The sequence below is a fragment of the Acidobacterium sp. FHG110202_01 genome (assembly GCF_059115305.1).
This window is the reverse complement of sequence record NZ_JBZYWJ010000007.1, coordinates 192,444-204,831: the sequence shown is the minus strand read 5'-3', so window position 1 is coordinate 204,831 and position 12,388 is coordinate 192,444. Positions and strand designations below refer to the sequence as shown.

Genomic DNA, 12,388 nt, shown 5'->3' with positions numbered 1-12,388 from the left:
ATATGCAGCGCCGCCATCACAGGCGGCGCTGTTGTTTGCTAAGCCTTTAATTCAAATTGAAAAGGGCCGAGATCTACAGAGGCCTCGTCGGATTCCTGAAAATTGCTCAGGCCTACACCGACGAGACGGTAAAGCTGGCCCGCATCGGCGTTCACCCGTTCACGCAGCGCCAGGGCAATGTTCGTCAGCTCTTCACACGACGAAGGCGGCATGCCCGTTGTATGGCTGCGAGTGAGGATACGGAAGTCGCTGGTCTTCAGCTTGAGCACCACGGTGCGCGCGATGCGCGTTTCTTTGCGTGAAGCTGACCAGACTTTCTCCGCCAATCGGCGGATCACAGGCGCTGTGTCTTCGAGCGGGATGTCGCGCTCGAAGGTGTCTTCTGCAGAGATGGATTTGGTCGGCCGGTTGGAGACAACAGGGCTGTGATCAATGCCGCGAGCGAGAGCGTGGAGCCGCATCCCATAACTGCCAAAGCGCTCTTCGAGCAGCGAGAGTTCAATCTCACGCAGATCTCCAACGGTTTTGATCCCGATCTCCTGCATTCGTCTTTCAGTCACTTTTCCTACGCCTGGAAGGCGGCCTACAGGAAGCGGCGTCAGAAAAGCCTCGGCCTCTTCCGGCTGGATGACGAAGAGGCCATCCGGCTTGCGCCAATCCGATGCGATCTTCGCCAGAAACTTGTTCGGAGCAACACCTGCAGAGGCGGTGAGATGCAACTCTTCGCGAATCTGCTGGCGAATGGCCTTGGCTACGCGGGTAGCTGTGGGCAGGCCCGTCTTGTTCCCGGTGACATCGAGGTAGGCTTCATCGAGCGAGAGCGGTTCGATCAGATCCGTGTGGCGTCGAAAGATTTCACGCACGCTTTGCGAGACGGCGCGATAGCGAGTGAAGTCGGGCGGAATAAAGATGGCGCCGGGACATAGCCGTTCAGCGTGAATGGCGGGCATCGCTGAACGCACTCCAAACTTTCTGGCTTCGTAAGAGGCAGCACAAACGACAGATCGGTTTCCTTTCCACGCGACCACCACTGGCTTGCCGCGCAGACCGGGATCGTCTCTTTGCTCGACGGAGGCATAGAAGGCATCCATATCGATGTGAACGATCTTGCGGAGTGCGGTCTTCTCATCCATAAAAGAACGCCCGATTAGCGATCCGGATATTCGCTTCCTCTTCGCCCATTATAGGAATTGTATCTTGCATTGAAGAGCGGCGCATGAAGGATATTGCGCCTGCGGGAACGGGATTTAGATAGATTTCGGCCTGAACTTCAGCCGACAGCAGGGCAAGGTCGTCAGGGCAGTGGCAGGGGACTTACTGAGCAACCAGTTTTGGGGACTTCCGCTTCGATGCCGTCTTGATGGCCGGAGCATATCCCGTCGACTGCCGCACCGTTAATTTCGTCTGGACCGGCCATGCCTTCTTCGCATGGGTATGCGCCGGCTCAACGTGCGAGCAAAGCGCAGAGAATGCGGCGCGGGCGAGGTCCTTGCGCGACATCCGGACGGTCGTCAGCGGCGGATAGACGAACTCGGCGAGATGAATGTCGTCGAATCCGATGACAGAAATATCTTCAGGAACGCGGATGCCGGCTTTGGCGAGGACGCGCAATGCTCCGATGGCAGTCATGTCATTCGAGCACATCACGGCTGTCGGCAGATCTTTCTGATGCAGAAGATGGCGCATCGCCTTCATGCCGCCTTCAAGGGTATGGTCACCTTCGATCATCCATTCGGCAGGCGGATGGACGCCAATCTCTTCCGCTGAACCCAGGAACGCAGCGCGCCGCAGCTGGCACGAGCGTTGCTGCATGGGCCCGCTGATGAAGCTCAGCTTGCGGTGCCCCAGCGCAGCCAGGTGCTGCACGCCTTCGCGAATGCCGTGGTGATAATCGACCAGCAACGCGCTCACGTTCTCGTTTGCTGGAGCGACATCGACAAACACCATCGGGATGTTGCGCGAGACGAGCTCATCGAGCAGCGGCTCCTCGATGCCGAAGGTCATGACGGCCACGCCTTCCACATTGCGCTCGAGCATGCGCCGGACGCAGATTTCCATACGCTGCGGGTCGTAGTTCGTCGAGCCGATCAGAATTTCGTAGCCGCCCTCGATGGCGACATCTTCAAAGCCCTGGATCAGCTCGGGGAAGAACGGGTTCGTGATCTCAGATACGAGCAGTCCGAAGAGCCGGCTGCGTCCGGAGACCAGCGCGCGCGCCTGCGTGTTGGGGAAGTAATTCAGCTCCTCGATTGCCTTCCACACGCGCTTGGCGAGGTCCTTATCGACCGTTGGCACTTTGTTAATGGTGCGCGACACGGTCGCAATCGAAACCCGTGCATGCTTCGCCACATCGCGGATATCGAGACGTTTCTTTTGAGAGCTTTTCTTGCGCGATTTCTTCTTCATGTCCGAAGTGAGCGATCCACTTGACTTGCCAAGTGTAAATTGCATAAGGTCAAAACGCCAGTAAACGTTTGCTGGAAAATCCCTTTACCTGGAAAAAAGCAATATGGCGATACGATTCATAAATCGCTTTAGTAAGATGGCAATGACTGTTTATCCTGAGGTCACCCGTTATGCTTGATGGCCTTCGCGCCCAGGTCCTTGAGGCCAATCTCGAACTTGTCCGCCGCGGGCTGGTGCTTTACACCTTCGGCAACGTCAGCGGCATGGACCGCGAAAGCGGCCTGGTTGCCATTAAGCCCAGCGGTGTGTCTTATGAATCGATGAAGCCGGAAGACATGGTCATTACCGATCTTGACGGAAAGATTGTCGAAGGCAGCCTGCGGCCCTCTTCCGATCTCGCGACACACCTGCTGCTCTACCGTGAATTCCCTACCATCGGCGCAGTCGTCCACACGCATTCTGAATACGCCACGGCGTGGGCGCAGGCCGGACGCAGCATTCCAGCGTACGGCACCACGCATGCCGACTATTTTTATGGACCCGTGCCTGTCACCGAGGAACTGACTGCGGACGATATCAACGGCGACTACGTCCACAATACGGGACTCGCAATTGTCCGCCGCTTCCGCGATCTTGATCCTGATGCCGTTCCCGCAGTGCTCGTCGCCGGACACGCGCCATTCTGCTGGGGCAAGACCCCTGCTGATGCCGCGCACAATGCTGTTGTTCTCGAAGCCGTGGCGCGCATGGCTTTCTATACCGCGACCCTCAACCCGGAATCCAAGGGCGTTTCGCAGGCGCTGCTCGACCGCCACTACTTCCGCAAACACGGCCCCGCCGCTACCTACGGACAAAAGACTTAACGAAACAGCCGAGGCACCAAACAGAACATGCCCCTTCCACTCGCCAGTAAATTTTTCCTGCCCAGCGCGCTTGCTTTCTTTCAAGCTCCGGGCAAATCGCTCGCTCATCTGAACGGCATCGACATTCTCGTGATCGCCGTTTACTTTGCCATTGTCATCTTCATCGGCTTTTATCTGAAGGGCTCGACCAACACCAGCGAAGAGTTCTTCATGGCCGGGCGCGAGATGACGGCATGGATTGCCGGCCTCAGCTTTGTCTCGGCAAACCTCGGCTCGCTCGAACTGATGGGATGGGCAGGATCCGCCTACCAGTACGGAATCCTGGCGACGCACTGGTACTGGATTGGCGCTATTCCTGCAATGCTCTTCCTCGGCATCGTGATGATGCCCTTCTACTACATCTCGAAGGTGAACTCAGTTCCGGGATATCTCTACCTGCGCTACGGCGACGGAGCCCGCGCGCTTTCGGCGGTCAGCTTTGCATTGATGACCGTGCTGATGAGCGGCATCAATATGTATTCGATGGCGATTGTGATGAAGGTCGTCCTGGGCTGGAACCTGAACTTCAGCATCTGGGTCTCGTCGATCACAGTGGCCCTCTACGTCGGACTGGGCGGACTGCGGTCGGCGATTTATAACGAGGTCCTGCAGTTCCTGCTGATCTGGCTGGGCGCGCTGCTTGTGCCCATTCTCGGGATAGTCGAAGCAGGCGGATGGAGCAACCTGAAAGACCAGATCAGCGGGCGGCTCGGCTCGCAATATGTGCACTTGTGGAGCACGACCGGGCAATTCAGCGGCAATCCCATGGGCATCCACTGGACGGGACTCGTCTTCGGCCTGGCGCTGGTCATCAGCTGCGGATACTGGACGACCGATTTCCTTGTTGTCCAGCGCGTGCTCTCGGCACACAACCTGCGGTCAGCCAGGATGGCTCCGATCATCGGTGCTGCCTTCAAGATGGCAGTACCGTTCATCGTGATCCTGCCCGGGCTGCTGGCGCTGGCCGTGCTCCCTTATCATCTTGTCGGTGAAACGCAGGCCGTCGCCACAGGACAACACAGCTATAACGAGGTGCTGCCGCTGATGCTGGTGCGTTACTGCGGGCCGGGGCTGCTGGGGCTGGGCGTGACGGCGCTGATTGCCGGCTTCATGTCGGGCATGGCGGGCAACGTGAGCGCGTTCTCCACCGTGTGGACCTATGACATTTACGGAGCATTCCTGCACAAGAACGCAACCGACAAGCACTACGTCGCCATGGGACGCTGGTGCACCTTTATCGGAGTGTTGATTTCCGTCGGCACTGCATACCTGGTGCAGCATGCGGCCAGCATCATGGACTACGTGCAGGCGCTCTTCAGCTTCTTTATCGCGCCGCTCTTCGGCACGGTGATCCTGGGCATGATGTGGAAGCGGACCACGAAAGCCGGCGGTTTCTGGGGACTGCTGGCGGGCACGCTCACGGCGGTGGGGCTGTTTCTGTGGGTGCACTTCGATCACTCAGCACTGCGCTATGTCGCGCTCTCGCCTGATGCCAAGGCGCTAGCGGAAGACATGTACCGCGCGCTCTGGTCGTGGCTGGCATGCGTGATCGTGACGGTTGTTGTCAGCCTGATGACGAAGCCTAAACCCGAAGCGGAACTCGAAGGGCTGGTTTACGGCGCTTCGCGCATTCCTGAAGAGCATGACGACCACTGGTACCAGAAGCCGATCGTCTGGGCCGGAGTCATCGCCGTGCTCTTCATCATCCTGAACATCATTTTCTGGTAAAGGAAAGAATAGACATGCGCGAATCGATATCGATCTGGTTCTTCGCCGGCGTCCTCTTCCTCATCTACGGCGTCATCATTACAGCGCAGGGGCTCTGGGAGCTTGGGCATCCTCCGCTGAATCCGCCGACGCTCTTCAATCTTCACGCCGCCATCTGGTGGGGAGGCATGATGACGGTTGCCGGTCTTGTGTACACCATTCGCTTCTGGCCGCGCGTCAGAAGATAACCATTCAGCCTGGAGCCCCAAAGGAAACCACGAAATGAAAAAGCAGCTTACATTCGGAGTCATCGTCGGCAGCCGCGGATTCTTTCCGCATCACCTCGCCAAAGAAGGCCGCGAAGAGATGATCAAGGTGCTCGACGCAGCCGGCTACAAGAGCATCGTGCTCTCGCCGGAGCAGACGCAGCACGGGGCCGTGCAGACGCCGGATGACGCGCGCCACTGCGCCGAACTCTTCAAGCAGCACCGCGAAGAGATTGACGGCATCATCATCACGCTGCCCAATTTCGGCGAAGAGCGCGCCATTGTCGACGCCATCCGGTTGTCTACGCTCAAGGTTCCTGTGCTGGTGCAGGCCACGCCTGACCGTCCGGACATCATGAAGATTGCCAATCGCCGCGACAGCTTCTGCGGAAAAATGTCGGCCTGCAACAATCTCATGCAGTACGGCATTCCCTACTCGCTGACGGCACTGCACACGGTTTCGCCCAGCTCCGATGCCTTCAAGAAGGACCTTGCCTGGTTCGCCGCTGTCTGCCGGGTCGTCAACGGATTCCGCAATCTTCGCATCGGCGCTCTCGGCGCACGTCCGGCGGCCTTTAATACTGTCCGCTACAGCGAAAAGCTGCTTGAGCTGAGCGGCATTTCGGTGGAAACGTTTGATCTCTCCGAAGTCCTGGGCCGCATCCAGAAAATGAAGGACACCGACGACGCAGCGCAGGCCAAGCTTGCGGCCATCAAGGCTTATGTGCCGACCGGCGGCATTCCTGACGCGGCGCTGCTCAAGATGGCCAAGCTCGGCGCGGTAATCGACGGCTGGATGAAGGAAACTTACTGCACCATCAGCGCCATCCAGTGCTGGACTTCGCTTGAAGAATACTTCGGCGTGGTTCCCTGCACGGTGATGAGCATGATGAGCGACAACCTCTTCTCGAGCGCCTGCGAAGTGGACGTGGTCGGCGTGCTCAGCATGTATGGACTGGCGCTGGCATCTGAAACGCCAAGCGCGCTGCTTGATTGGAATAACAACTACGGCGACGACCCGGACAAGGCAGTCTGTTTCCACTGCTCGAACCTGCCGAAGCACTTCTTTGCCGATGTGAAGATGGACTTCCAGGAGATTATTGCCGGAACCGTCGGCAAGGAGAATACTTTCGGGACGTGCGTTGGACGAGTGAAATCCGGTGCGATGACCTATCTGCGCTTCTCGACTGACGATTTCAACGGCAAGATCCGCGGCTACGTCGGCGAAGGCGAATTCACCAACGATCCGCTTGAGACTTTTGGCGGCGCCGGCGTGGTGCGCATTCCGAAGATGCAGAAGCTCCTGCACTTCATCTGCGAGAAGGGCTTCGAGCACCATGTCGCTGCTAACTTCTCGACGGTAGCCAGCCCGGTCTACGAAGCAGCTACACGCTACTTAGGCTGGGATATGCACCTCCATGAATAGTTATCAGTAGCTAGTTATGAGTCCTCAGTGCTGCTGCCGGGGACTCACAACTAATAACTAACCACCAACAACTAACGGAGCAACATGTCCATCGTCGCAGGCGTAGATTTCGGAACACTCAGCGTTCGCGTCACCTTGCTTAACAGCGAAAAAGGCCGACTCTCCACTGCATCGGCGGAATATCCTCTTCACCGCAAGCGCGACGATCCGGACTACGCCACGCAGTCTCATCAGGACCAGATGGACGCGCTGGTGAAAGCAACACATAAGGCCATCGCCGAAGCTGGAATCGACGGCAAGAAGGTCGAAGCCATGGCGCTCGATACTACCGGATCAAGTGTGATTCCGGTGGGCGAAAATCTTGAGCCGCTCGACGATTACTACCTCTGGTGCGACCATCGCGCTAAGGAAGAGGCACAGCAGATCACCGAGCTTGCTCACAAGGAAAAACTCGAAGCTATCGAATGGTGCGGCGGCGTCTATTCCCATGAGTGGGGATTCGCCAAGCTGCTTCACTGGCTGCGTCACAATCCGGAAAAGCGCAGCCGCTTCGTCACTGCCTTCGAGCACTGCGACATGGTTGCGGGAACGCTTTGCGGCATCACCGAGGCAAAGCAGGTCAAGCGCAGCGTCTGCGCCATGGGCCACAAATGGATGTGGAACCCGAAGTGGGGTCTGCCCGCGCAGGAGTTTTTATCTAAGTTAGACCCGCTCTTCGACGGCATCCGCGAAAAACTTTCCGGCGACTACGAAACTTCCGACAAGCTTGCCGGAGGACTCTCACAGAAATGGGCAGAAGCCATGGGCCTGCGCGCCGGCATTCCCATCCCGGTCGGCGCTTTCGATGCGCACTGGGACGCCATAGGCGCGGGCTGCCGCGAGGGCGATGTGGTCAACGTCGTTGGAACCTCCACCTGCATCATCGCCATGCAGAAAAAGGCGAACCTCGTCCCCGGCGTCTGCGGAGTCGTTCCCGGCAGCGTGCATCCCGCTTATACCGGTGTCGAAGCCGGCCTCTCGGCTACCGGCGACATCTTCGAAGCCATTGCCCGTCGCGCGGGACACAAAGTTTCCGAGCTTTCCAAAGGGCTAGAAAACTATCGCGCGGGACAGACCGGTCTGCTGCGCCTGAGCTGGGATAATGGCGACCGCACTGTGCTGGTCAACTCGGAGTTGGGCGGAGTCACGCTCGGCTGGAACCTCATTCACACCGCGCAGGACGAGCTTTACGCCGCTATTGAAGGCACGGCATTCCATACGCGCATCATTCTTGAACGCATGGCCGAATACGGAGTGCCCGTCGACCGCGTCATCAACGCCGGCGGTATTCCGCAGAACAACCAGGTGCTGAACCAGATTTACGCTGACGTGCTGGGCAAGCCTGTGCTGGTTCCAGCCGGAATCCCGACGAGCCTCGGCTCAGGCATCTTCGCGCTGCTTGCAGCAAAGGCTTTCCCGGCTATCGAAGACGCGCAGAACAGCATGTGCCTCAGCTACAACACATTCACACCTGATCCAAAGGCGCACGAAGTTTACAATTGCCTCTTCGCGCTTTATCGCAAGCTGTATTTCGGCCTGGGAACCCGCAGCGCAGATGTCGTGGGTATCGGCGACGTTCTGCCCGAACTAAGAAAAATTGCCGCAGAGGTCAGGTCAGAGGCCTGAGCAATCAATTCGTCGTTGTCCCACTGAGCAGCGACGCACATTTTTCCACGCGTTTTTCGCCATCATGCACAACAAAGACCTTGGGGCCACCGCTGGCAGTCGTGCTCCAGAGTGAACAGCCTGCATAGGCACCGTCTTTGCGGACAATGTAATAGATCATGTCGAGATAGCGGATCTTGTTCATGTCGCCGTTGTAGTTGCGAACGATGCGGCGCAGCGCTTCGAGTCCTGCATCTTTGGGACTCATGCCCTGCCGCATCATTTCAACGATGGTGTGCGCGCCCGCGACTTTGATGTTCTCTTCTCCCGACCCTGTGGCGCCTGCCGAGCCCACATCCTGATCGGTATAACAGCCAGCGCCGATGATCGGCGAGTCTCCCAGTCTGCCGGCAATCTTGAATGCCTGTCCTGAAGTAGAAGTGGCTCCGGAGATTTCACCTTTCGTGTTCACCACAGAAACATGAACGGTTCCGGTCGTGGGCCATAGCATCTGCTGGACAGCCAATGCACGTTTTTCCGGCGGTATACCGAGATCGATGGCCATACCCATCAATTGTTGTGAGCGGGTGCGGATCACGTCGGCCCATTCCGGCCCGGGGTGGCGGGGAATGGCGCTGTGGTTCAGGCTGGGGGCAGGGTTTGCATCCTTTCCTCCCGGACTGGACATGGGAGGTCCCCAGAAACTGTGGCTGGAGCGGCTTTCCTTCCAGAGAAGCCACATCTTGCGCGCGTCATCTGAGAGCATGTCTTCACGCTTCATGCCATGCATCACGGCAAAATGCTCCGCGCCCTGGCCTGTGAGCATGACGTGCCCCGAGCGCTCCATTACCAGGCGCGAAACCAGGCAGGCATGCCGGATGTTCTGAATCGCGCCCACCGAGCCTGCTCCCCGTGTCGGCCCATGCATGCAGCAGGCGTCGAGCTCGACCACGCCATCTTCATTGGGCAGGCCGCCGTAACCCACGCTGTGATCGTTGGGATCATTCTCGCGGCCCATGCAGATGTGATTGCAGGCGTCGAGCGTGTCGGTTCCATCGAGCAGCATCTGGTATGCCTCATCGATGGTCTTGTCGCCGGTTTCGCGGGTAACGATGACGGGCTTCTTTGGCGGCGCGAGGCGCTTCAAGCTCTCGGCAGTCTGCGCATCTGTAGGGTTGGAAATGCCTGCTGCTCCCAGCCCGGCTGCGGTCATGGCAGTGCGGGAGAGAAAGTCGCGCCTTGTGGTCATCCTTGCTCCACGGAATGAAAAGGGTTGAGGGCAGCATATCATCTGCTCGTGCTACGCTTTGAAGCACATGCGGCGCTACATCTCTGCTTTCCTGCTCTCCCTGGTTCTGTGTGGAACCGGCTATGCGCAGTCTATTGACAAGCTGCCCGCCGACCTGCGCAACAAGATCGACGAGGCGGCCACGAAGGTCCTTGACCAGACAGGCGTGCCTTCGGCTTCGATCGCCGTAGTCGAGAAGGGCGAGATTGTCTATACGCATGCTTATGGGAAAGCGCATCTCGAACCGTCTGTTGCAGCAACTGCCGGGATGCGGTATTCCATCGGGTCGATCTCGAAACAGTTCACCTCGGCCGCGATTCTGCTGCTCCAGCAGCAGGGCAAGCTTTCGATCGACGATCCGGTATCGAAGTACATTCCCGGCCTCACGCGCGGCGATGAGGTCACGATCCGGATGCTGCTGTCGCATACCTCGGGTTATCAGGACTACTGGCCTGAGGACTATCTGATGCCGCCGATGAGCAAGCCAACGACGGCGCAGTACATTCTCGACACCTGGGCGAAGAAGCCGCTCGATTTCGATCCAGGCACGAAGTGGCAGTATTCAAACACGAACTTTGTGATTGCCGGAATGATCGTCGAAAAGCTGAGCGGCGAACAGCTGATGCCCTTCCTGCAGAAAAACATCTTCAAGCCGCTGGATATGAAATCGGTCTACGATACGGACGCGGCAAAGCTGGGCGACACCGATGCTCGAGGTTATATTCGCTATGCGCTCGGGCCGCTGCGGCCTGCGCCCAAGGAAGGCCCGGGCTGGATGTTTGCCGCTGGCGAGCTGGCCATGCCGGCAAATGATCTCGCGCTGTGGGATATCAGCGTGATGAACCGGTCATTGCTCAAGCCCGAGTCGTATCAGCAGATGTTTGCTCCGGTAAAGCTGAAGGACGGCTCGGATTCGGGTTATGGGCTGGGCGTCTTTACCAGACCGATTTCCGGCCATCCGGCACTTGAGCACTCCGGCGAGGTCTCAGGCTTTGTCTCGGAAAATATCGTCTTCCCGGACGATAAGGCCGCCATCGCCGTCCTGACGAACCAGGACGCCTCCCCTGCCGCATCGGCCATCGCACGGCAGGTGGCACCGATGATCCTGGGCATCGAAACCAGCCATGCCGGAGCAGCGGAAACTCAGGCGCTCAATATTTTCAAAGATTTACAGCAGGGTAAGATCGACCGGTCGCTCTTTACCGAGAACTGCAATGCCTATTTCAGCCAGCAGGCGCTGGACGATTTCTCCTCCAGCCTGAAGCCGATGGGCGAGCCAACAAGCTTCCACCAGACCGGCGAATCGCTGCGCGGCGGCATGACCTACCGGGCTTTTTCGGTCGAGTTTGCGCATACTCCCCAGCGAGTGCGCATCACTACTTACACCATGCCGGACGGCAAGCTGGAGCAGTACCTGGTGATTCCTGCGCAGTAGATTGTGCATCTATAGAATTGACGAAACTTGAGTGTAATTGGCTTGAGTTTCTTCAGTCTTATATTATAAAGATCAGAAAATAGAATGCCTTCCACACAAAGCAAAGATTACTACGCCATCCTGGGCGTAAAGAAAACGGCCTCGGCAGATGACATCCGCAAGGCCTTCCGCAAACTTGCGCGGAAATACCATCCGGACGTAAATCCGGGCGACAAAAAGGCCGAGGAGAAGTTCAAGGAAATCTCGGAAGCCAACGACATCCTGAGCGATGAGAAGAAGCGCAAGGTTTACGACCAGTTCGGCTTCTATTCCGACCAGATTGACCCGGCGGCAGCCGAAGCCGCAGCCCGCGCCGGGCAAGGCGGCGGAGCACGCGGACAGGAAGTTCCGTTTGATTTCGGCGGATTCGACTTCTCCGATTTCAATACCAGCGGAGCACAGCAGCAGCCGAGCGGTGGATGGGGCGGCTTCCGTGATATCTTCTCCGGCATTTTCAACCAGGGCGAACGGCAGCAGCGCGGCCCTGTCGCCGGAACCGATCTTGAATACCAGGTCACGGTGGATTTCTGGACGGCGATCCGCGGCGGCTCGGCACGCGTGCAGATTCAGCGCCAGGAAATCTGCCCCACATGCAAGGGCAAGGCCACCTCGGGCGGTTTACATACCTGTCCGGAGTGCCACGGCACCGGCCAGGTCACGCAGATGGGCGGACGGATGAAGTTCAATATTCAGTGCCCGCTCTGCGGAGGAACAGGCAAGGTGCAGAACACCTGCCCGACCTGCCACGGTGAAGGCACGGTTACACGCTCTGAACCGCTGGAGTTCCGCATCAAGGCAGGAACGCGCGACGGTCAGCGCATCCGGCTCGCCGGGAAAGGCAATGCCGGACGCAATGGCGGCGCGGCAGGAGACCTCTACCTCATCATCCGGACGAGTTCGCACCCGGTCTTTTTACGGCAGGGCGACGATATTCATATCACCGTGCCGGTGACGGTTGCCGAGGCGGCTCTGGGCGCGAAGATCGAAGTGCCGACCATCGACGGCAGGGCGCAGCTCAAGATTCCGCCAGCAACGCAGTCCGGGCAGAAGCTGCGCATGCGCGAACGCGGAGTTGCCTCGGCCACGCGCGAAGGACAGCGCGGCGACCAGATCGTCACCATCGAGATTCAGGTCCCTCATGTGCAGGACGAGCGCTCGAAAGAGATTCTGCGGGAGTTTGCCAAGCTCAATCCGGGCGATCCGCGCGAGGCGATGTGGGCGAAGGTATAAAAATCTACCGCCAAGGCACCGCAAAGAAGAACTTCTTTCAGCACA

At 58.3% G+C, this 12,388-nt stretch carries 10 protein-coding genes; 7 read left to right on the top strand and 3 right to left on the bottom strand.

Annotated elements, in window-relative coordinates:
• Positions 1-38: 38 nt before the first annotated feature.
• The gene (gene dinB / locus AC5S16_RS16090; RefSeq protein ID WP_493931114.1) at positions 39-1,133 is read right to left on the bottom strand and encodes a DNA polymerase IV; all 1,095 of its coding nucleotides are present in this window, start codon (positions 1,131-1,133) and stop codon (positions 39-41) included.
• A gap of 181 nt (positions 1,134-1,314) precedes the next feature.
• Positions 1,315-2,451: a LacI family DNA-binding transcriptional regulator gene (locus AC5S16_RS16085; RefSeq protein WP_493931113.1), complete on the bottom strand. Its 1,137-nt coding sequence runs from the start codon at positions 2,449-2,451 to the stop codon at positions 1,315-1,317.
• 125 nt (positions 2,452-2,576) lie between these two features.
• Between AC5S16_RS16085 and AC5S16_RS16080 the strand changes: the two genes are divergently transcribed.
• The 5 genes from AC5S16_RS16080 to AC5S16_RS16060 all read left to right on the top strand — a co-directional run bounded on the left by AC5S16_RS16080 (position 2,577) and on the right by AC5S16_RS16060 (position 8,372).
• Positions 2,577-3,269 carry an L-ribulose-5-phosphate 4-epimerase gene (locus AC5S16_RS16080; RefSeq protein WP_493931112.1) on the top strand — a complete coding sequence of 231 codons (693 nt, stop codon included), beginning with the start codon at positions 2,577-2,579 and terminating at the stop codon, positions 3,267-3,269.
• A 27-nt stretch (positions 3,270-3,296) separates the two neighbouring features.
• Complete coding sequence (locus AC5S16_RS16075; RefSeq protein WP_493931111.1) at positions 3,297-5,036, top strand: sodium:solute symporter family protein; 1,740 nt, start codon at positions 3,297-3,299, stop codon at positions 5,034-5,036.
• Between the two features lie 14 nt (positions 5,037-5,050).
• Entirely contained in the window at positions 5,051-5,263 is a 213-nt protein-coding gene (locus AC5S16_RS16070; RefSeq protein WP_493931110.1) for a hypothetical protein, read from the top strand.
• Between the two features lie 34 nt (positions 5,264-5,297).
• Positions 5,298-6,707 carry an L-fucose/L-arabinose isomerase family protein gene (locus AC5S16_RS16065; RefSeq protein ID WP_493931109.1) on the top strand — a complete coding sequence of 470 codons (1,410 nt, stop codon included), beginning with the start codon at positions 5,298-5,300 and terminating at the stop codon, positions 6,705-6,707.
• A gap of 84 nt (positions 6,708-6,791) precedes the next feature.
• A complete protein-coding gene (locus AC5S16_RS16060) occupies positions 6,792-8,372 on the top strand; it encodes a ribulokinase (RefSeq protein WP_493931108.1) in 1,581 nt (526 codons plus the stop codon).
• A gap of 4 nt (positions 8,373-8,376) precedes the next feature.
• On the opposite strand, the gene AC5S16_RS16055 is transcribed toward AC5S16_RS16060, so the two are convergent.
• Positions 8,377-9,600, bottom strand: a complete 1,224-nt coding sequence (locus tag AC5S16_RS16055; RefSeq protein WP_493931107.1) for an isoaspartyl peptidase/L-asparaginase — start codon at positions 9,598-9,600, stop codon at positions 8,377-8,379.
• 67 nt (positions 9,601-9,667) lie between these two features.
• Here AC5S16_RS16055 and AC5S16_RS16050 point away from each other — a divergent pair, with 67 nt between their 5' ends.
• Positions 9,668-11,074: a serine hydrolase domain-containing protein gene (locus AC5S16_RS16050; RefSeq protein WP_493931106.1), complete on the top strand. Its 1,407-nt coding sequence runs from the start codon at positions 9,668-9,670 to the stop codon at positions 11,072-11,074.
• A gap of 84 nt (positions 11,075-11,158) precedes the next feature.
• A complete protein-coding gene (gene dnaJ / locus AC5S16_RS16045; protein WP_493931105.1) occupies positions 11,159-12,343 on the top strand; it encodes a molecular chaperone DnaJ in 1,185 nt (394 codons plus the stop codon).
• Positions 12,344-12,388 lie beyond the last annotated feature (45 nt).